Origin of the sequence: Avibacterium sp. 21-599, assembly GCF_026226765.1 — a bacterium.
GTDB lineage: Bacteria > Pseudomonadota > Gammaproteobacteria > Enterobacterales > Pasteurellaceae > Avibacterium.
On record NZ_JAKKOB010000001.1, the window covers coordinates 18,451 to 38,649 of the forward strand.

Annotated in this window: 28 protein-coding genes; 8 read left to right on the forward strand and 20 right to left on the reverse strand. The window is 41.7% G+C overall.

Going from position 1 to position 20,199, the window contains the following annotated elements; all coding sequences use genetic code 11:
* Positions 1–43: 43 nt before the first annotated feature.
* Positions 44–313, forward strand: a complete 270-nt coding sequence (locus L5B83_RS00075) for a type II toxin-antitoxin system TacA family antitoxin (RefSeq protein WP_265777169.1) — start codon at positions 44–46, stop codon at positions 311–313.
* Positions 313–672 (forward strand): GNAT family N-acetyltransferase, encoded by a 360-nt coding sequence (locus tag L5B83_RS00080; protein ID WP_265777170.1) that lies wholly within the window; start codon positions 313–315, stop codon positions 670–672. Before L5B83_RS00075 ends, L5B83_RS00080 begins: the two co-directional genes overlap by 1 nt.
* A 200-nt stretch (positions 673–872) precedes the next feature.
* On the opposite strand, the gene L5B83_RS00085 is transcribed toward L5B83_RS00080, so the two are convergent.
* The 6 genes from L5B83_RS00085 to L5B83_RS00110 form a co-directional block, all read right to left on the reverse strand.
* Entirely contained in the window at positions 873–1,625 is a 753-nt protein-coding gene (locus L5B83_RS00085; RefSeq protein WP_265777171.1) for a hypothetical protein, read from the reverse strand.
* A 154-nt stretch (positions 1,626–1,779) separates the two neighbouring features.
* Positions 1,780–2,748 carry an ArdC family protein gene (locus tag L5B83_RS00090; RefSeq protein ID WP_250349933.1) on the reverse strand — a complete coding sequence of 323 codons (969 nt, stop codon included), beginning with the start codon at positions 2,746–2,748 and terminating at the stop codon, positions 1,780–1,782.
* Positions 2,749–2,826: 78 nt separating this feature from the next.
* Positions 2,827–3,654, reverse strand: coding sequence for a hypothetical protein (locus tag L5B83_RS00095; protein WP_250349932.1), 828 nt, complete (start codon positions 3,652–3,654; stop codon positions 2,827–2,829).
* Between the two features lie 88 nt (positions 3,655–3,742).
* Positions 3,743–3,913, reverse strand: a complete 171-nt coding sequence (locus tag L5B83_RS00100; RefSeq protein WP_250349931.1) for a hypothetical protein — start codon at positions 3,911–3,913, stop codon at positions 3,743–3,745.
* Positions 3,910–4,167 carry a hypothetical protein gene (locus tag L5B83_RS00105; RefSeq protein WP_250349930.1) on the reverse strand — a complete coding sequence of 86 codons (258 nt, stop codon included), beginning with the start codon at positions 4,165–4,167 and terminating at the stop codon, positions 3,910–3,912. The genes L5B83_RS00100 and L5B83_RS00105 overlap by 4 nt, the downstream gene beginning before the upstream one ends.
* A gap of 95 nt (positions 4,168–4,262) precedes the next feature.
* Positions 4,263–4,613 (reverse strand): hypothetical protein, encoded by a 351-nt coding sequence (locus L5B83_RS00110; protein ID WP_035686545.1) that lies wholly within the window; start codon positions 4,611–4,613, stop codon positions 4,263–4,265.
* A gap of 381 nt (positions 4,614–4,994) precedes the next feature.
* Here L5B83_RS00110 and L5B83_RS00115 point away from each other — a divergent pair, with 381 nt between their 5' ends.
* The 5 genes from L5B83_RS00115 (at position 4,995) to L5B83_RS00135 (ending at position 9,115) form a co-directional block, all read left to right on the forward strand.
* Positions 4,995–5,432: a TIGR03757 family integrating conjugative element protein gene (locus L5B83_RS00115; protein ID WP_250349929.1), complete on the forward strand. Its 438-nt coding sequence runs from the start codon at positions 4,995–4,997 to the stop codon at positions 5,430–5,432.
* Between the two features lies 1 nt (position 5,433).
* Positions 5,434–6,360 (forward strand): TIGR03756 family integrating conjugative element protein, encoded by a 927-nt coding sequence (locus tag L5B83_RS00120; protein ID WP_395895764.1) that lies wholly within the window; start codon positions 5,434–5,436, stop codon positions 6,358–6,360.
* Positions 6,361–6,371: 11 nt separating this feature from the next.
* Positions 6,372–8,369: an integrating conjugative element protein gene (locus L5B83_RS00125; protein WP_265777172.1), complete on the forward strand. Its 1,998-nt coding sequence runs from the start codon at positions 6,372–6,374 to the stop codon at positions 8,367–8,369.
* Positions 8,370–8,434: 65 nt separating this feature from the next.
* Positions 8,435–8,869: a hypothetical protein gene (locus tag L5B83_RS00130; protein WP_265777173.1), complete on the forward strand. Its 435-nt coding sequence runs from the start codon at positions 8,435–8,437 to the stop codon at positions 8,867–8,869.
* 90 nt (positions 8,870–8,959) lie between these two features.
* Positions 8,960–9,115 carry a hypothetical protein gene (locus tag L5B83_RS00135; protein ID WP_265777174.1) on the forward strand — a complete coding sequence of 52 codons (156 nt, stop codon included), beginning with the start codon at positions 8,960–8,962 and terminating at the stop codon, positions 9,113–9,115.
* 14 nt (positions 9,116–9,129) lie between these two features.
* Here L5B83_RS00135 and L5B83_RS00140 read toward each other — a convergent pair whose 3' ends face one another.
* The gene (locus tag L5B83_RS00140; RefSeq protein WP_035686557.1) at positions 9,130–9,483 is read right to left on the reverse strand and encodes a type II toxin-antitoxin system PemK/MazF family toxin; all 354 of its coding nucleotides are present in this window, start codon (positions 9,481–9,483) and stop codon (positions 9,130–9,132) included.
* Positions 9,483–9,743 (reverse strand): AbrB/MazE/SpoVT family DNA-binding domain-containing protein, encoded by a 261-nt coding sequence (locus tag L5B83_RS00145; RefSeq protein WP_265777175.1) that lies wholly within the window; start codon positions 9,741–9,743, stop codon positions 9,483–9,485. The genes L5B83_RS00140 and L5B83_RS00145 overlap by 1 nt, the downstream gene beginning before the upstream one ends.
* Positions 9,744–9,990: 247 nt before the next feature.
* Here L5B83_RS00145 and L5B83_RS00150 point away from each other — a divergent pair, with 247 nt between their 5' ends.
* The gene (locus L5B83_RS00150; protein WP_265777176.1) at positions 9,991–10,284 is read left to right on the forward strand and encodes a hypothetical protein; all 294 of its coding nucleotides are present in this window, start codon (positions 9,991–9,993) and stop codon (positions 10,282–10,284) included.
* Between the two features lie 82 nt (positions 10,285–10,366).
* Here the strand turns inward: L5B83_RS00150 and L5B83_RS00155 are convergent, their stop codons facing one another.
* The 12 genes from L5B83_RS00155 to L5B83_RS00210 are packed head-to-tail and all read right to left on the reverse strand — an operon-like array spanning position 10,367 to position 20,160.
* Positions 10,367–11,875: a conjugal transfer protein TraG N-terminal domain-containing protein gene (locus tag L5B83_RS00155; RefSeq protein ID WP_265777177.1), complete on the reverse strand. Its 1,509-nt coding sequence runs from the start codon at positions 11,873–11,875 to the stop codon at positions 10,367–10,369.
* Between the two features lie 13 nt (positions 11,876–11,888).
* Complete coding sequence (locus tag L5B83_RS00160; RefSeq protein WP_250363241.1) at positions 11,889–12,188, reverse strand: hypothetical protein; 300 nt, start codon at positions 12,186–12,188, stop codon at positions 11,889–11,891.
* A complete protein-coding gene (locus L5B83_RS00165) occupies positions 12,185–12,583 on the reverse strand; it encodes a hypothetical protein (protein ID WP_250363242.1) in 399 nt (132 codons plus the stop codon). The genes L5B83_RS00160 and L5B83_RS00165 overlap by 4 nt, the downstream gene beginning before the upstream one ends.
* Complete coding sequence (locus L5B83_RS00170; RefSeq protein ID WP_250363243.1) at positions 12,564–15,398, reverse strand: conjugative transfer ATPase; 2,835 nt, start codon at positions 15,396–15,398, stop codon at positions 12,564–12,566. Before L5B83_RS00170 ends, L5B83_RS00165 begins: the two co-directional genes overlap by 20 nt.
* Positions 15,398–15,802 carry a TIGR03751 family conjugal transfer lipoprotein gene (locus tag L5B83_RS00175; protein WP_110478407.1) on the reverse strand — a complete coding sequence of 135 codons (405 nt, stop codon included), beginning with the start codon at positions 15,800–15,802 and terminating at the stop codon, positions 15,398–15,400. The genes L5B83_RS00170 and L5B83_RS00175 overlap by 1 nt, the downstream gene beginning before the upstream one ends.
* A gap of 22 nt (positions 15,803–15,824) precedes the next feature.
* Entirely contained in the window at positions 15,825–17,255 is a 1,431-nt protein-coding gene (locus L5B83_RS00180) for a TIGR03752 family integrating conjugative element protein (RefSeq protein WP_250349918.1), read from the reverse strand.
* The gene (locus tag L5B83_RS00185; protein WP_250363244.1) at positions 17,242–18,159 is read right to left on the reverse strand and encodes a TIGR03749 family integrating conjugative element protein; all 918 of its coding nucleotides are present in this window, start codon (positions 18,157–18,159) and stop codon (positions 17,242–17,244) included. Before L5B83_RS00185 ends, L5B83_RS00180 begins: the two co-directional genes overlap by 14 nt.
* Positions 18,160–18,798 carry a PFL_4703 family integrating conjugative element protein gene (locus L5B83_RS00190; RefSeq protein WP_250363245.1) on the reverse strand — a complete coding sequence of 213 codons (639 nt, stop codon included), beginning with the start codon at positions 18,796–18,798 and terminating at the stop codon, positions 18,160–18,162. It abuts the gene before it with no gap.
* Positions 18,799–19,167, reverse strand: coding sequence for a TIGR03750 family conjugal transfer protein (locus L5B83_RS00195; RefSeq protein WP_265777178.1), 369 nt, complete (start codon positions 19,165–19,167; stop codon positions 18,799–18,801). It lies immediately after the preceding gene.
* Between the two features lie 42 nt (positions 19,168–19,209).
* Complete coding sequence (locus L5B83_RS00200; RefSeq protein ID WP_265777179.1) at positions 19,210–19,620, reverse strand: DUF2976 domain-containing protein; 411 nt, start codon at positions 19,618–19,620, stop codon at positions 19,210–19,212.
* 2 nt (positions 19,621–19,622) lie between these two features.
* Positions 19,623–19,871, reverse strand: a complete 249-nt coding sequence (locus tag L5B83_RS00205; protein ID WP_265777180.1) for a DUF3262 family protein — start codon at positions 19,869–19,871, stop codon at positions 19,623–19,625.
* 10 nt (positions 19,872–19,881) lie between these two features.
* Positions 19,882–20,160 (reverse strand): integrative conjugative element protein, RAQPRD family, encoded by a 279-nt coding sequence (locus L5B83_RS00210; RefSeq protein ID WP_442778838.1) that lies wholly within the window; start codon positions 20,158–20,160, stop codon positions 19,882–19,884.
* Positions 20,161–20,199: the final 39 nt, after the last annotated feature.

The window sequence follows — 20,199 nt, forward strand, 5'->3', positions numbered from 1 at the left end:
GTACAAACACCGTACAATCAGCATCTAAAAAGAGGATAACATTATGCCAGCAACAGCGAGATTTGAAGCAAGAATTAATACTGAGATACAAGCCTTATTAAAGCGTGCCGCAACCCTTGAAGGACGCAGTTTAAGTGATTTTGTGATTAGTGCAGCACTGTCGGCTGCGAAAAAAACAGTGGAAAAAAATGAACTTATTCACCTTTCCATCGCTGATCAGCAGTGTTTTGCAGAAGCATTGATTTCACCGCCTATGCCAAATAAAAAAATGCAAGAAACACTTGATTTAAGCACCTCATTATTGGGGGAATAATGCTCTCCAATATCAAAATCACTGCATTTGATAAAGCCTATCTACGCGATCAATTTGATTGTGGCGTTCCACCGTTAAATCAGTATTTACAAAAACAGGTTTCACAAGACATCAAAAGGCGTATCGCCTCTTGCTTTGCTGTCATTGATGAAAACAAACGTATTTTAGGTTACTATACTTTAGCCTCAGCAAGCATTCCTCTTGTTGATCTCCCCGAGAACCTTAATAAAAAACTGCCCCGTTACCCTAGTGTTCCAGCGGTGTTACTTAGTCGCTTAGCCATTGATAAGCAAGCAAAAGGCAATGGTTTAGGAAAAGCCTTACTCGGTAACGCATTAAAACGCATTAAAACGCATTAAAACGCATTATTCGTTCTGATATTACTACTTATGCATTGATTGTTTATGCCAAAGATCAAAGTGCGGTGGATTTTTATCAACAATTTGGATTCCTCCCTCTCTCTAAAGATTCCCACAAGTTATTTTTTCTATTAGTAAACATCAATCTTCTAACCTTCTTACAGTAAAAAAGCACTCAATACTGAGTGCTTTTATCACCATTATTCACGGTCAAATTCAAAATCGTCCTTCGAATAACCAAACTCCATTGCAATATTGAAAAGTTTCTCTACTGAATCAGGATATTCGCAATGACAAGTCTCTGTTTCATCGGAGCTTTGAATACCCGCAAATAGCATTCCTGGTTCAAAATAGACTAATCGAAAACTTGCTTCAGGGAACTGATGGGTAAGCTCAGTAAACCATTCTGAAGGTGGACACCATGCGGTATTAAAGCTCACACAAAAATACGTCTGCCCATCAAGTATATCATCGCAACATTGCGTATCCGCATTCCATTTTACGCCCCAATTTGCATAAGCCCATTCATACCAAGTAGGCGCATTATATTTAAGCTGATTATCAATATATTGCTGCCCTAAGGCTAAATCAAACTGAAAATAATCTTGCTCATTAGAATGACCGTTAAGCCAATGGATAAAATCACCCACAGTCCAGTGCCGCTCTCGTGATAATAAAGATAGTCGTAACGCTTTCTTGCCATCTTTGATAAATTCATCAATTAGCTCATCGGTCAGTTGCTGTAACCTATCTAACCCCAATAATTGAAATGATGGCCAACCATATCCTCCAGAAACAATATTCACTTCTTCAGGCATTGGGATTAACAAGTTAAAATCAACCACCTGCTGATTTTCTTCTTGATCGAAGCGTAGAACTTTCTCAACAATCGACTTCAGCATAACAGAATCTTGAGCTGAGACTTCAAGTGAATTTTCGCACCAATTTGGCATTGTGTATCTCCTTATTTAAGTTAAATGATAAAAGGGATACACTACCCCAAAGGGATAAATGTATCCCCATTGGGAAAAGTGCGGTTAAATTTCACCGCACTTTTAAAGGTTGAAAGGAAGAGGTGCATCATTAAATGATGCCACTCCGTATGGTTTACGCTGCTTCAGGATAGTAATGTTCATATTGTTTTTGAACATCAAGCGTCTCAAGCATATATTCACAGGCTTTGCGGGCAAACCCTGAGGCTTTGAGAATGGCACGATTATCCTCTTTCAAAATCTTGAGCCAACTTTGAATATAGGCGGCATTTTGTGGAACTTGGTTAAACCCAAGATGTGCACATAAAAATGCCCCGCCCATTTCAGCAATTAGCTCTTCAAACGCATAGACTTTGTTGCCAAATTTGGCTTTACCTGAGGCAATGCCTTCTCGATTTAAACGCGAGGCGTGCCCTGTGGCATGCGTCATTTCGTGCAAAAGTACACTGTAAAAATCCTGCTCTGAATGGAATTGCTTCATTTCAGGCATCACAATTTTATCGGCACTCGGTCGATAAAAAGCGTTAGGACTTGGTCCGATATTCACTGTCAGCGACATACCATCGATAATTTTGCGAATATCTGCGTAAATCTGGTATTGGGTCAGCTCAGCATCTACTGTACGTTCTTGAACGTGATCAAACATTACTTTCGGCAAACCGTCACATTGTTCGATGTTGAAAACAGGATAACGTTTTAAAATGGCAAACTGCTCCATTTCAGGGTTTCCTTCTTCATCACAAATCGGGTTACCCTCATCGTCGCATTTTTCACGTTCAATCGGACAATAGCTCGCCACAATCGTCGCGTTCTCACCTTTACGCACATAGCCACCTAATTTGTTGGCCGCGCGAGCGGTGATCCATTTACATTGTCGATAGCCATTTTCTGCACCCGCAAGCCATAAAAGTAATATATTTATTCCTTGATAGTATCGTCCTGATACCGCATTACGAGGGATACCTAAATTACCCTCAGGGTTATTCCAAGGTTTTAGCCAAGGAACCGTGCCCGCTTCAAGTGCGCTAATAATGCGATCGGTAATTTCTTGGTAAATATCTGTTTTCTGTGTTGAATTGTTCATTACTGTTCTCCTAAATAGAAAAAGGGAACAGCCCCACAATCGGGAATGTTCCCCGATTGGGTTGAAAAGTCAGTCAATTTATTGAGGCTGACGTAATTGCGTTAAGCCCGCCAACTTGTGTGCAAAGGTTCTTGCTTCACGAATAGCATCAAGGATTAAATAACGTTGACTGCCGCCGTAAGTAGTATCCTCACTCAAGCAAGTACACCAACTTAAAGAACTCTCACCCATTTGAATGCCGAGTGCTTTGTGATATACCGTGGCACTTAAATCAACGATTTTCATACCACTCAAGATGGCTTCGCAAAATTGATTGGTATCCTCGTAGCCAAAATCTTCTGAGCTAAAATAGCCATAATGAAAAGGCACAGGTTCAACCGTAAATTCAATGCGATACTGCTTGGTGTTAATGGTGCGACGTTTTTCTTCTGGTTCAATATACATCGACTCCAGTAAACGATAACCGAGACGTTCCAGCATTGTTGAGATGGCTTTAATATATTCACCTAAATCCGCAATAAAGCTATCCCAGATTTCTCTGAACATTTCTTTATCTTTGTTGCGAATATCTCGAAAGCAAAACGCTTCTTCCGCTGGACGAGCATCAAGACTCATCGTATTACAATGTGAATAACGATACCCGAAATGATTACGCGTAATGTCAAGTACATTGAAATACTCATTCGCCCCGATATATTCGGCAATAAATGCAAATCGGCGATAGGCTTTCTCTGTTTGATCAGGATAAATGTGTTTATACAAATTTATCCAATCATCAGAATAAAGTCGCCCATAAAAAGCAACGCCATCGCCTTGGCTATAAGAAAGCGAACTTTCAATAGTTAATTCACTTGGAAAGCCTGCTTCAACCAATTTATTGTCAAAATAAGTGTGTAAAATATTCATTGTGTTTCTCCAAAATAAAAAAGGGGAAACACATTTCCTCAAGGGAAAGGTTTTCCCCTAAGGATAGGAATATCTTATCGTGATACGATTAAGATAGGTGTTGAAGGGTTAAACCCCCTTCAAGAACAGAAACGTTGTCTGAAAATAAAACCGTTCCTACAAGTCCCATCAGGTAAGCCCCTTTGCGTAAATCATCACTTAAGCGCAATAACGTTACTGTCTGTAAATGATGGAATAATGCTTTTAGCTTGGCTTTCATCTTGTTCGCCCTCCTGAGACCAACAAGGTATTTTCATCTTTTTGAGTCACCTCCAAAAAACGAAAATGTGAACCATGTTGTGCTGGCATTTTTTGTAAAAATCGCACCGCACTTTCTTGTGGTTGGCGAGCTGCCCAAACAGCCTTAGCTCGCTGAATAATTTCATCAATCAAGGCTTGCTGGGGTTTAGTATCAAGATGCTGATATTTCGGCATATAATCTCCAACTGCTGAGAATAAAATTTGCACTCTCATTGTGTTTCTCCTTAAAAATAGTGGGGAAACACAACCTCCTTGTGGGAAGCAATATGTTTCCCCAAAGGACGTAGCAAGGTTAACTAAATGTCAGTTTAGTAATACCAAAATAAGATAGCCGCAGACACCGCCCCCATCAGTAAGCCAATTAAGCTCATTGAGAGAACGACTTTTAAATGACGCCGCTTAAGTTTTTCGATTTCTTCACAATACGAAATTTCCTGTTGCTGTTGCAACATTTCGTGAAAGGCTTCTTGCTCAGCCAAACGTCGCTGAACATCGTCTTCAATACTGTGATGAACTGCTTGGCTCACGCCTGATAGTTTGTTGCGTGCAAAAACCACGGCTTTGCCTAAACCCCGACCTAAAACATAGGAAAAAGATTTTTTGGCTTTTTCGGGTTGTTGAGATGATCCAAAGGGATCGAAAGGAAGTGAATTGCTCATAATGCATTCTCCATTGAAGTTAAACATAGGTTCAAGGAGAAACGCCCTGCAGGGACATTTTTCCCTGAACAGGTGAGATAAAAGACACATTCACAGTGTAATCACTGAAACCTCTTTCAGAATGCTGAGGTTATTTCGGCAATGAACACAACTACCACAGCGGGCTAGTCCGTTGCTATTTCAGGTGTTCTGCAACGTTTTAAGGGCTACCAAAGTAGCTGACTTAATGCCCTTATCATACAAAATTCACTCCCATAAAAAAATCCTTTTTTGCTGTTTCTTTGCACAATAATTGTTTCTATTTCAAAGAGAATTAATTATTCAGTTCATTTTGGAAGTTCGCTAAGGTTGGGCTATTTCTCTTTTAGTTGGTAAAAGGTCATGATAAAGCGAACGCTCCTTGTATGTTTAAGTATCAGTATAGCTGCTTGGGCTGAACTTCCACGCGAAGTCAATATCACGGTTTTCAGCACACAAGCCTATCCCATTCAAAATGTCCAATTAGCTCAGCATCTTTACCATCTCGACCGCGTCGAACAATGGGAAGACCAGCTTAGCCAAGGCTTAAGTACCAATCCTACACAAGCGGAATATCAAGCTAAAGCGTTTTTTCAACGTCCTGATAGCCAAACCCAAATCCGCGAATTACAGCAGGCTTATCAAGGCGTGATCATGGGCTGGCAAATGGGCATTCGCAAAGTGCCCGCGATGTTATTTGACAGCCCACAATTTGGTCAAGGTGTTATTTATGGTGTCACTGATGTTCAGTATGCCATTCAACTTTGGAAACAATGGATAAATCAAAAAGAGGGAAAATAACGTGACAATAAAAATCCCGCAAAAACTGACCGCACTTTGTACCGCACTTGCTTTTACTACAACAGCACAAGGCGAAATCAATACCGCAACCATTATGGCATCGAGCGCCTCAACTAGCTGCTTAGAATACAAGGTGGTTGGCACCTGTTTCTGGCTCTTCTGCACTTATTTTGGTTGCAAAGTTCGCACTTCAACAAAAGTACGCCACTTTTTGCCTGAAATGGTGGTTTCAGCCTATAACCACGATGGACAAAATCCGTGGTCAGAAATGAATGTGATGTCTCAAGGGGTTAAAGGCGGGGAATATCGCTCACCACAAAAAAATTACAGCCAGCTTAATTTTAAAAATGCTACTGCACTTGGCCACCCTCAAGGGGCGATTGGTAATTTGTTAAAAAGTACAGGTTATTATTGCCAAACCCAAACAACACCATTTATGCCGTATTTTTTAAGTAGTCTTGATTACTTTGCTTGGCGACAAAATTTGCCCGAGATGTTTTACCCTGAAGCCCTCACGCCAGGAATGCGTGAAGTGCGTTCAGGGGCGGAGATGTGGGGAAATATTTTTCCTCGCGGTGGTGCGGTAACCCAAGTGGATGATTATAAGGCATCAGCCGTCATTGCACAGCGTGTTGCCGACATTGTTACCCGCACAGGACAACTCCATATTTATCAGCCTGCTGCGAGAACAGGCGGTGCAGGCACTTGGTATCCTAAACCCGTTAAAGAAGGCAATGCCAATAATCATAAATGGCAACAACTCTCCCCTGAGATGCAACAATCTTGCAGTGCATTCCCTGATACCCCGCCAACAATGTTATCTGAAAAAGGCAATTATGCCTGGGCGTTATGGCGTCCTTATAAATGCTGTAAGCGTCGTGGACAAACCTTTTTATACAGTATTGATTGGTATAACGACAACGAATAAAAGGAAACAAAATGAAACGACTCAATAAAGTCAGTGTTGCGGTACTTTTCGCACTCAGTACATCTCCCATTTATGCAGAGAGTTCCCTGTTAGACAACATTCAATTCAATAAATCCGACTCTGTTTTATCCGATCAAATTTACTATCAAATCGGCGGCGGTTCAGGCTATATGACACCACCGACACGAGCAAAATCCCTAAAAGCCATTGAATTTGGGATCGGCTGGAAAGCCAATTTAATGTGCGGTAATTTTGACATTAAAACCACCGTAAAAAACCAATTAAATGGCATCACGGAGGGATTTAAGGATTTAATGGGAAACGTGATGGAGTCGGCAAAAGGGGCGGTAGCCAGTCTTCCTGCGATGGTTATTCAGCGTGCCAATCCGCAGCTTTATGACATTCTGACTAATGGCGTTTATCAAGGACGGCTTGATTTTAATCGTCTAAAAACCAGTTGTGAAGCGATGTCCAAGCAACTTGCTGACTATACCCTAAATGGGCGTTGGGCAAAATCGGCGGATTTGGAAAATTATAAAGACATTGTGGCCACCGAACCCGATGCACAAAAAGCACAGAAAAAATCGGAAGACAATAAAGGGAAAAATGGTAAAGAATGGATTGGGGGACAAAAACGCGGCGGCGAAAATCAAAAACAAATCAAATTGATTGAAGATGTCTCTAAAGCAGGTTACAACCTCTTACATAACCGCAATGCCTTAGATGAAAGTCCACTTACAGGACAATCTTGTACAGGGGCGACTTGCCAAACCTTTGACTCACCACAAAAACTCTCTGATTTTTTAACCCGAACCATTGGTGAACAATCCATCTCGACCTGTACTGAAGATTGTGGTCCGAAAACCAGCTCAAAAGCGGGTGTTGGGCTGGCGCCTGCGATTGAAGAAGAAAATGTGCAAACCGTAGAGAAACTTGAACAAGTGCTGAATATGGATACACCAAGTAAAGAAATGCTAGCTGAACTGAGTTCCAATACCATTCCTGTTACACGGGGACTCATTGAAGCCTTACGCGAAGATCCCGACGTGGAAGTGCTTAGCCAACGTTTGAGTGCCGAAATCGCGACAGCCAAAGTGATGGAAAAAATGTTGCTAGCACGTCGAGCAATACTCGCAGGAATGCGAGAGCCTTATGTTGCCGCTGATAAGAATGCACAAGAAGAGTTGGAAAAAACCTTAAATAAAATTGACTTAGAAATTTCTCAAGTCAAACTTGAAATGGATATGCAAAAAATGATCACCAGTAACACCGCATCTGTTGTGATCCAAAACAAACTCAACCGCGAAGCCAATGTTGGCAATCATGGAGAGGGCTATGACAACGTGGATAAACGTGTCAATGACTTAGCTTACGGCACGCCAAATGCAGAAGATCATATGGAAGCAGGCGATATTGCCTTACCTCGCCGAAATATTGCCCTAGATATTCCGATTGTGAACAACGTTGTGCCTTATAGACCGCCTTATAACGCAAGCGGAAACTATTCTGGCAATTATAAACCGATTGCCCCCATCAACGGTTCCTCTCTTGATCAAGCGACAAATCTATTGAGAAAGTTTGAAGGATTTATTGGTACAGCAAAATGGGATATGAATGCACAGCGTTTAGGCTACGGCTCAGATACCATTACCAAAGCGGATGGTACGGTGATCAAAGTACAAGCTGGAATGACCGTAACCAGAGAAGATGCGGAGCGAGATTTAGCCCGAAGAACGAAAGAATTTGCAAATATTGCAAGAAGAAACGTTTCTGCCGAGACTTGGGATAAATTACCCCCAAATGCACAAGCTGTTTTAACCTCAATGGCTTACAATTATGGTTCTCTGAGTAAATTGGAGTCTGTGGTAAAAGCAGCAAACGTATCAGCTAATACAGGTGATATGACTGCATTAGCCAATGCAATCAGAAGACGACAAGTTGATAACGGCGGAATGAATGCTCGACGTCGAAATCAAGAGGCTGATTATGTCCTGAATAAAACAAACTAAAAAATAGTCGCATTTTTAATCATTCATTGATACATTATTAATGTCTCAAATAACAGGAGCTTCTTATGCGTAAATCTCTTTTTTCAAGCATTATTTTAACCGCACTTTTTTCTACTAATGCCCTTGCCGCAAATAATAGCAGTATTATTTTTTCTTGCACGGCAACAGATGGTAAACCCATTATGGTGAAAAAAGTTGGCAGTGATTATGAATATACTTATGGTCAATTTAGTTTTAAAAATCCAATCAAACAAGTCATCGCTAATGAAAACTCTGAAATCTCAGTAGGTTCAGGATTTATTACGAATGTGATGGAACTTAAAAATAACGGGATTTCTTACCGTGTTGGCTTTCTCCAAGGTAGAGGAACTAACACAATTGATAACCCTAGCGTTGACATTTACAAGAATGGGCAATATGACGACTCTATCGAATGTAATGTAAAAAAAGCGATTAAACAAAACTTTGCTTCAACCAAAATACGTCGTAGTGGTCTTTAGACTGTAACAAGGTATCTAAAAAAGGGGCGTTCCAATTTATTACGCTCCTTTTTATTGCAACACAAGATGAATTAGACAAGAGCATTGGCTATGAAAGAAACAATTTATATTCCGAACGTGATTGATACGAATATGACTCTCACCAATGACATTTGGGATAATTGGTTTAATAATGGACTGGTCGCATCAGCAGATTTTATGCCCGATAGAGAGCAACCGCAAATACAAGAAAAAGAACCTTTTTAATTGTAGCTAACAATTTAGTCTTTCAGAATTGCCTCAATAATATCTTGTGTTTCAGCTAAAATATAGTCAGGCACCGACTCCACTTTCTTTGCATTTCTTCCTTTAAAATCAATAATTCTGGCTTGGTACGCTACAATAACACCTTGTGTTTTACAACCTGTCCCACTTAGTGTCACGGCAAAACCGTTATTTCTCGCCAGTGTAGCATTACCTTGTGTAATGGGAGCAATCATCATAAATCCTAAATTATGAAAGGTATGGTTACTTAGTACCAATGCAGGACGGCTCTCCCCTTGTAACTCGTTTCCTACAACAGGATTCAAGCACACAGTAATAATGTCCCCTCGTTTAAAATTGTATTTAGCCATTAAATTTCATTCCCTATTGGCGTAAGAGAATCCCATTCTTCCATAACGGGGAGCTGTTCAGTAGAGGTCATTGCGATACGTTCAGCTAAGGTGAGTCTTCTTTTTTTCGGGGCATTAGGAACAATGACAATTTTGATTGTATTGTCATCCACCTTTTCTAGTTCTAAAAAATCGCCCATATTTAAATTCATTGATTCAGTAAAGTCTTTCGGTAAACGAATCGCTTTACTGTTGCCCCATTGTTTTACTTGTAATCTCATATTTGTGCTAGGCAAAACGTATATCTCTCGATAAACGAAAACTCAGCCTCTCCTTAATCCACTAGTCTTTCATTTAACCACAATTGTATCATTTTATGATACAATTTTAGTGTAGCTTTATTTTTTGTAATGTCAAATGATTACGCAAGTTCATTGTAAATTGCCTATTGACTTTTCCGCACAAGAGGACAAGAATAGTCAGCATATAAATTGTACAACCCTATGGAGATCATAAACGGAGGCAAAAATGAAAATGACAGGTTTTGCTAAATTCGTAGATAAAACAGAAAATATAATTAACAAATTTAAGCATTGGCAAGTGGCGAAATGGGTGAAAGTTATCGTTGCACTTAGCATTCTTAGTATGCTTTTCAGCTTATTTTATGTCGTCTATAAAATCCCTCAACTAATTATTTTGTTCCTGTTAGTTATGGGTATATGTTATTCAATTTTTATAGTTGAAAGCCCAGAAGTTTATCACCTTAGAAAATTAAGGGAAGAAGTGACCTGTCTTAGAAATGAGTTAAAAAGATATAAATAATCAGGACTATATGTTGCCAATTGATATAGGCAGAAATCATAAATAGGTCTATTTCTCTATATTGAAAATAGACCTAATTTTTTTACTTCATTTTTCTTATTGCAATATTCTCACCAGTCTTTCCAACTTTCTCACCTGATTCTTGTACTGGTTTACTCGCTTTAGCAAAGTGATCTGCTAATGCCCCCACATTAACCCCAGCCCAAGACATTGCCGTAACCCAAACACCAGGCAAAACCAAAAACATTACCCCCAAAACAAAGCTCATAATCACATCATCACGGCTATTTTGGAGAAACGCCCAACTGATTTCTGATTGATGGCCAGGGGAATTATACAAAATGCTAATCAGAAACGAATCCAACCAACGTGCTAGCTCCCACCAAAATGACACGGTCACTAATGCAAACTGCACAAACATCAACGTTACAATGGCTTTTAAGGAATACCCACTAAATATAATGACAATCGGCGTTAAAATAATGACTGCCATAATCAGTAAGGCTTGGATCATAGGCAACGCATTACGCATTGCATCAAAACCTGGGTACGCAGCAAGGCTGCCCGCCGTAATCCCCAATGCGGATACCACTGAAGAAACATTATTGGTTAGTGTAGAATCTAAACTGCCACCGTATCCTTCATAGGCTTTTCCCCTTGAGATATTAATATTTTCAGGGCGTAATAAGGTGCGAAGTAACGCCTCATCTTGAATATTCGAATCAGTAAACAGCTCGCCTAATTTCACCGATAAATTTTGTCGCATATCCGAAAGTAGCATATCTTTTAGCCCTACTTGGCTATCTGCCCACCATTCATCGCAATGAGGAAAACCGCCCTCACCCGTATTGGGTAATCCCTGATCACGGTTAGGTTCATAAGCCCAACGTTGCATCGGTTGCATCGCTCGATAACGAGGGTAAAGTTCACTATTGTTCACTAAAATTTTCCCCCCAAGCCAGCTTACTTCTCGGGCTTGTGCGGCATTCATTGCCACTTGGCTATCCAACACTTTGCGTCGAGCAGGCAAATAACATTGTTGCACAAATTGACGGACTTCGGTCAGCAGTGCGGGGTTGTTAATTTTTTCGTGTTGCACCTCAAAGCGAATTTGACGTAAGTCAGGTTTACAAGGAATGGTTGAAACCGCCCCATGCAAAATCCCCTTATTAATGGCGTGTACTAATCCCCACAACAAGGGTACTTTGGCTTGTTTATCGGCGAACTCACTCACCATACTGGCATAACCTGTTTTTTCAGGTGCTAACGGCACTTTATAGCCACAATGCTTCGATTGCTCCACATTGTAAGCCATATTATTCAGCGAAATCGGCAACATCGGGGCAAGGGTAATCACAATCACCAACATTGCAGGAAAAAATTGTATGCCTAGCCAATCAATCAGTAATTCGCCTTTGTTCCCTTCATCTGCCCCTTGCTTTTTCACCTCTAACCACGTTTTAATCAGTACGCCAATTAAAGGCGCAATAAATAAGCCTGTACTGGCAAGCAATCCAAATAAACCATTGTTGATTATCCAACCCAATAACGTGAGAAAATATTCAAGATAGCTATCCACATTAAACGTCATCTTATTCTCCCATTTATAATCGATACAGAAAATTCAGCCCTTCAACGGTGAAGAATACCGCTATCACTAATCCCCAAAGTTTAACGGAGAATGGACGAACACGATAAATGCGATACATTAATCCTATCACCACGACATACAAGAAAAATCGCCAAGCTATCCACCCATTGGCGGTTTCCTGCAACCATTGATTTAGATTCAGTCCTGGCATATAGGTAACCAATACCACGCCAAGCAAAAGCACACTAAAAAAGAGCAATACGCCGATTAAAAGTGCGGTCAATATTTTGCGTGTTTTTGAACGGGTTTTCATTGTGCGTCTCCTCCAAATAGTCCAGTCGGAATCGTTGGAGGAACAGCAAGCCTTTCGCTCAAGGCATAGGCAAACCAAAAGGCGTCAACATCATCGGCAATAGTGATAGAGAGACGCGTAGCCGTGTTATCATTGATAAATTGATAATACCCAACAATATTGAGCAACAGATAAGTTACCCCTTTCTCCCCCATAATTTTGATATGCCAAGCACGCCGTTTAAAAACACGATGAGGATACAAAATATACTGGTGTACTTTACCTACTCTGCCAATAATAAGCTCACTGAGCATAGATAAATCATTTAAAATTGGGTCAATATTAAACGATCGAATAATTGGGTCAGCTCGAAATAAGAGGCCCGTATAAGATGGCTTAATGCTTGTATTCGACATTCTCAATTCCTCTTGCTTTATCAATCTGTGTCGCCATAATTAGCGCTGCATCTAGTTCACTGCATTGATGTTCTGCCATAATGGCACGTCGTTGCGCTTTTTCGTGTTTTTCAGTCATTCCTAAAGCGAGATAAATACTCGGTGGCACAACACGGAAAAGGGCTTCCATATTCGTTGCCAGCACCACGCCTTCGGTATATTTTTTATCGGCTTTTTTCGCTGACAATAACATCAGTTTTTGAGCCTCCGACAATCGACGAAAACGGTTTACTTCTTCGATTTCATCATTGGTGAGATTCAGCAACTCCCACCATTCAATCATACTAAGCAATTTCGCGGCCTCTTTCGGAAAATCTTCCATATTTTGTGTGGCCAGCCACAACCAAATGCCTAGTTTTCGCCACATTTTTGACCCTTTTACCAAAAACTTGGCGAGCAAGGGATTAACGGTGATAATATGGGATTCATCGGTAATATTAACGATAGGACGAAAACTGTGTTGGTATTTTTCCCCAAGGCTATTGATATGGTTGATTAAGGAAATGTAAGCTATGGCAAGTTCTGCTTCATAGCCTTCTCGCGCAAACATCGCTAAGTCCACAATCGTAATATCAGCCTCTGGCCAAATCTCCCCTTCACGGTTAAAAAACTTCCCATTGATTCCCGTACAAAACATATCCATTGCCTCAGCCATTTCAGCCAATCTTGCACGGCGTTCTTCTCGGGTATCGGGGTGTTGACTCAACGCCTCTAACGCATCTCTTACATCACCCGCGAGGGTTTGTCTCCCCTCGGCATAGGTTTTTTCTGCGGCCATCATAATGGCGCGACGAATTTGGGCACGGTCGGCACGACTCATTTTGTCATCTTCTTTCATTTCACCGCCCGTGATCATTAAGCGCGTAGTCAATTCCATTTCAGCTAATAAATCACGTTGCTCACTGCCTTCTTCGTCCTCCTCTTCCTCATCAATAACTGCCTCAACATCGACGTTCATTTCGAGGAGTTTATGCGCTTCGGAAAAAAGCGGTAAGGCAATATCACTGCTCGGCTCAAGAGAGATACGGTTGACCGTTAAACCATAACGTTGGGCGTAATCGGCAAATAAGCCAAAGGAGTTTCCTGCTTCAACCACAAAGAGACGTGGTCGATGTACCGCCATCAGTTGTGCCATTTGGGCATTCAATGTGGCTGATTTTCCCGACCCTGTTGGTCCTAACAGCAATTTATGGGCATTTTTGGCTCTGTCTTTCGGATTAATGGGATCAAAATCCAAGGGTGAACCACCGCGATTAAAATAGGTAATGCCAGGGTGTCCAGTGCCTGTTTCACGCCCAAAGACAGGCAACATATTGGAAAGGTGTTGTACAAAATAATACTTGGTATAGTAATGCGTTTTCATATCCAACTGTGGATTGAAATTCATTGGCAACCAACGGAGATAACTGTTCAACGGCGCAATTTCAGCATTTTCTTTGACGGGAACAAGATTGTTACTCAATAAAATGGTTCTAAGCTCACGAGAACGTCGCTTGAGTTCTTTTTCATCTTTACCACGAAGATAAAAAGCCAGACTGGCTTGATAGAGCTTGTGACCATCTTTGAGGTATTCCATCACGGTTTTAACATCTTGTTTCAGGTAAATCGATTCATAATTTTCGCCTACCGCACGGCTGCTAATTCGTTCAAGATGGGCTTCTAATTTGTCTTGCGGATACACCACAATGGTTGTAACCATAATGGTCGATTCAGGCAACAAGTCGAATAAAGCATTAATATTCTTACCACGTCGTACCTCACCGGTAAAATGCCCAATGGCGGGGGTATTTCTTAAATTATCGACAACCACTACCTCATGCGGTAGTCCATCAAAATACCAATAGTCATCTTTACTTTCAGGTTGGTTATAAAAGAGATTTTCAGAAAAATCTTGCCCAACAAACGGCAAGTCATCGCTTGTTGGTTGATGCAGTTTGTCATAACAGCTACCATTATCAAGATCAAAAGCCATCGCAGGATTGGGATTAAACCAACGTAGAAGCCATTGATGGATCTGCTCGCCTGTTTGGCGTGTTAAGTGAAGCCCCGCGGTCGTTAATGCACCAACTACTCGCTCACAGGCATTATTTAAACTTTCTACCGCGCTTTGTTCTTCATTTTTCCCCACATAACGATAGATGACCATTCTGGTACGACGAATGCGTCCAGACCAAATGGTGTTAGTAATACGATCATCAACAAATAAGCCCCCAGGTTTGCTAATATCGTTTAAATGCTTTGCCGTATTTTTCAGCCATTCTTGCGTAAACGCAGTTTGCAAAATATCAGGGGCAATATAGTCTTTCAGACTTTCCACATAAGGACGTAAATCTTGTTCATCTTGACAATAAAACTGCACAACGTACGGGTAATTATCTAATTCATCAAAACTGTCTTGCAGTGCGTCTTTAACAAGGCTTCGTACACGACTTAAATAGTCTTCGCCACGCCCTTCCGTACCAATAGGTTTAACATCAAATACCACGCCAACACTGCGAACATCATCTAATAACATCACGCCTTCTTGTTCTAAAAATTCGCCCCACGGCAGATAATCTACAAAAGAGGGCTGTTTGCTATAGAGTCGCTGATGATGTGCTGCTTGGGTTAATTTTCCACTCCGCCTCACGGTATGAGGCACTGAAAACCCAGATGAATGCTCAGAGGAATGCATTTCCTTCTCAACGTTTTTCTCTACGTCCTCGCTTTTTTCTGTACGAGAAGCCTCCACCTTATCAGGAAAAAAGGAAGCCAATACGTCTGAAAATACGCCCATTATAACCCCCTTGTTCGTTCACCTGGTTGAGCATACTGTACGCGACTATAAAAGGGGATCACCGTGGAATACCCTGGGATCGGCATTGGCTCACCTGATGCCGATAAATGAGGATACACATACATAATTAAATCTGGATTAGGGAGCTTGGGAAAAAGGTTTTTAATTTCATTTTCCGCTGTGCGGGTATAATCCTGTTGTTCTTTAAACCCGATATAATTGACAGGATCAAGCTGACGGTTGTTACTATCACGATAAACCTGTAACTGTGCGCCACTGCCGCCTTTATTCCAAATCGCCTGCATTGTTTCCTCACCTGTTGGCAATAAGGCTTTTTGTGAAGTTGAGCAAGCGGACAATACACAAAACGTGATAAGTGCGGTAAAAATTTGTCTTCTTTTCATAGCAAATTCCTTAATTGAAGTCTTAATCAAGCTGAGAGGAACGAGAAAATTGGGCATATTTCACTTTACGTCCGTTGAGGTCGTAATCAATATCAATGGCTTTATCAATGTGGATAGCAATAGGGTGTCCAGGTGGTACATAAATGGCATCAAAATTCTGCCCATAACGCTCTTTAAACCAATTTGCGGTTTCTTGAATGCCTTGCCCAAGTGCTTGGCCTACCACATATTTGCCTTGCTGTCCCGTTACCGCACCGACAACCGTATTGCCATCAACCACCGTTGTAGTTTGAGCTTGCGAGTAACCTTGTGCGGCTGCGCCCGCGGCAGCCAATAAGAAATGCGTGCCTAAATATTCAGGAGCATTAGTTTTCCGCTCACCAGGAATGCAAGGGATACCGTGCGGGTCGGATAACCAGCCAATTTTTTCATCCCCTTTGCCCTGGTTGCCATGGGTAACAATCCGTCCATCACTAAATACAAAGGTCAAACTTTTGACCTTGCCGCGCACGCAAGATAAGGTCCAATCCCCTGTTGTCGTCCCTGACACAATGGCTTGTTCGATGTCTGGCAGTTCAATGCCATTAGCAATTAAATTATCTCGCCCAATAATGGCTTTAAAAGGGTAAGGATCGTTCACCGCATTACCAATTGGGATACGCCCTAACAAGGCGGTCATTGACGTTGATCCCATCAACGTTGAATTTTCAGGGATCGTGTAAACCGCAATTTTACTTTTTTGTTTCCCACTTGATGAATTTGAAGAGGTTGTGCCACGATCATTCTCATCACTGCCTGAAATAAAAGGTAATCCTTTCTTACCCGATGTGCTATTGAATGCATTAAGGTTTGGGAAGCCAATTTTAGCGGGGTTACGTTCATCTTCGATTTGATCATCAGGATTAACCCATTCCACGCGCTGTCCGTTTTCCTCTGTCCCTGTTCCCACTTGACCATTTCCGATAGGCAACGCCGTATCCTCCTCAACGCCAATCCCATTGGTTGTATTACCTTGATACGTGGTTGACTCATTAGACGACGTGCGACCTTGTACTAACTGCGACATCTCTTCGCGAAGCATCGCGACCATATTTTGTAGCTCTTGCGTTTTGCTTTGTACCGCCTCATCGACTTGTTGCTGGACATCTTGCTCACGTTTACGCAAGGTTTCATTTTCTTTGAGGATTTTTTCATTTTGCGAGATCACTTTCTCATAACGACGGTTACTTTCTTTCGCCGCCCCAATTAACGTGCGAACCGTATCATTTTTGGTATCTCCCTCTAAACCAAGTTGGCGGATTTCTTCAGGCGTGAGATCTTTAAGTGCGGTATCCAACACACTGGGTTTTGTGCTTGAAGGCGATGATGAACCACTAAATAAGAGATAGGACACACCGCCGACCATAAGAAAAATAATCGCACCAATGACAATAAACAGCTTATTGGCTTTCATTTTGTGCCTCCTTCACCGTTGCAGAACGGGTTTGCTCAATCACTTTTTTCACCACAATTTTGGTGCGTTTAACTTTTTTAGGTGGTGCGTATTTTTTTGATTCAGGAATGAGGGCTTGATTTGGTCGCCCTTCCGTGACCAAATAAAGGGTTGTGGTATCTTCTGTTGAACCGCTGCCACCCAACCAATGATGTTGAAAGGTCGCCGCATAAAAACGCCCTTGCAACTCACGTGGGTCGAGGTCAAGACGTGAGGCGCCTTGATTTTGTAGGCGAATGGCGGTGACCACATAATCACCCAGTTGCCAGCTCATCAGTGGCGTGGCTGTAATAGGATAAGCAGGTAACAAGGTCGTGATTTTTGACGGCAGACCGTGTGCAATCTGGCGAATACCTGGAACGGGCTCAACCGTTCGCAATGGGGCATAAAACATCTGTGCGGCATAACGGGTCAGGGCGGCAGGTACAGGTAATTGAAGAGAGGTAGAAGTTTGCTCTTCTGCCTCTTCATCTTGATTTAGACTGCCTGATTGATTCTCTAATTTTCCCTCATAAAGTAAGCGAACGGTTTCTTGAGGATTGGCCACCTTTTCTTTTGCGGTAATATCTAGCAAAATAATTTCGTTGGTCAGCATATCTTTGAGCTGTAACCGTGCGGTAGGAAAAGGTACTAAGGCTTTAAGATAGACCGCCCCACCTGTGGATTGTAAACGGATTTTCCCCTCCAAGGCTTTTGGATAGCCCACTTTGACGTTTTTATCGACCAAAATGACCCGTTCTTTCTCCACCTGCAAATCAATCGGCAAAGGGAGGCGTTGCCACTTCATTAAGATTTCGGCTTGAGCATTCCACGCAATCACAGCACAACAAAGTGCGGTCAAATTTCGTAAGGTTTTTCGCTTCATTTATTTTTTCTCCTCACTCTCGCTTGCCTCTAAACGTAAGGGTATTGAGGCATAACAGTTAAAACCTAACCCCCAAGGATTACGCTGCGAATCAATATCCATTCGCACAATACTGATAGGGAAACGGGTTAAGACACGTTTGACAGGTTCGTCTTTGTAATACTCATCGACACTTAAATCCAAATTCACCGTCCAACTATCTCGGCTGTGGACAATAACACGCTCATCACTAAATCCCCGTCCAGGGATTTCATAGACGCCACGCACACGATCACGCAATTCACTATGACGTTGTCGATCCTCATAATCTTGTTGCAAAAAGGCTTCACAAGAGGGAGTTAAAAAGGGCTTAAGTGCTTCAATGTTTTTTTCGTAATCTTGTGTCCCATCAAGTGTCCAACGATTAAGCTGCTGAAAGGTTTGATAGGCAAAGGCATACACGGTTGATGTAGGCACTTCCCACCAAGGTCGCTGACTGCCTGCCCTTAAATCAGGGGGGAGTAAGATTTTTAAGGTGCTTGGGAAGGTGTAAATAATAAACATTAAGGCAAAACAAATAATGGTGATGCAAACTATCGCAATTTTGGCGACGGTTAATTGGCGATCTTTATGGTTCAGTTCACTTTTCAATCTACTCATTTAGAACATTCCTCTTGAAGAACGACGAGTGGCCCAAAAGCCGACACGTCGAATAAATTTATTGCCGCCTAAAAGCGAATCAATGCGTTCTTCAATCAGACGGTTTAAATAGGCTTCAGGCTTTCCCCGCTTTAAGCGTGCGAACACCACTTTGCCAATCAGTACAAAAATAATGCACATCAACATCGCAAAAGCAGGGGCAAGAATCCAAGACAGCCCTGTTGCCCACAGCACAAGCCCCAAAAACAACCCAATCCCAAATCCGATCGCTGCTGCAATACCAAATTCAGGTACCGTCATCCCACCGTACACGGTAGCTTCTCGATTAAGTCGGGTGGGTAAAAATTGAATATCCTCTTGATTTGACATGGTATATCCTTATCCTGTGAGCAAAGGGGAAATCAAATAAGATTAGAAAAGCCCAACGGCCATCTTCACTAACCAGAGCGAGAAGAAAATCAGAATAAAACCAATAATCAAAGCGGTAATAAAGGGACCCCAACCTTTTTTATCGTTTTCATCTGTTGCTTGCGTATAAGTTTTAATTAAGGCTCTAACGACGGCATAGATACACCAAGCTGAAAATAATACTGCTGCAAGGGTGACTAATGATTTGAGCACAATAAAAACAATTTCCATCGGATCGGTCGTATTACTATCCACGCCAGGAATTTTAAAATCAGGAATTTTGGACGCATCAGGTCCCGCGGCTAAGGCATTTTGCACAGCCCCAAAACACAGAACAGAAAAAGCCAAATAACGCTGTGCACCCCATTGCCAAGTGTGTTTTACTTGCTGAAAAAAAGAATGGAAAAGAGTCATAATTACCTCTCAGAAACGAAAAATATCACGACAACAATTAACACTGCTGCCCCTTTCAGAATCAATTTTAAGTAGTCAAAGATGTCCCCCTTAAACCCATTGAATAACCCGCTGTAACCTTTTTTCATTGCCCACACATAAGCAAACAGCAACAATGCCACGAAAATAATCGCAAAGAAGGCACGAAGCTCGGTGGCATTTAAGCCACTGGCAATTTCAAAGGCCTTAAGCGGGGTATAATCACTTGCCATACTATCCTCCTTAATGTCTTAATTTGGTGTAATCTTCTTGCAAGCGACGAGAGGCGTTGGGATCGCGAGGAATGGCACGTGTTGGATTAATATATTGATTAATGCCACTTTTAATCGCATTAATATCTCGACGTGCAGCCTGATAATCAAAATATTCACGGTTTTTCTCCGAGGTCTGAGCGAGTACCTCGGCACGCGTAAGTGAAAGCTGAGCAGCCTCAAGCTGCTTGATAGCTTGAGCTAACTGTGCAGTTTCAGAAGCCTGCACAGTTAATGTCATCATTGACATTGATACGGCAAATAAAACCTTTTTTCCTAACGGATTCAT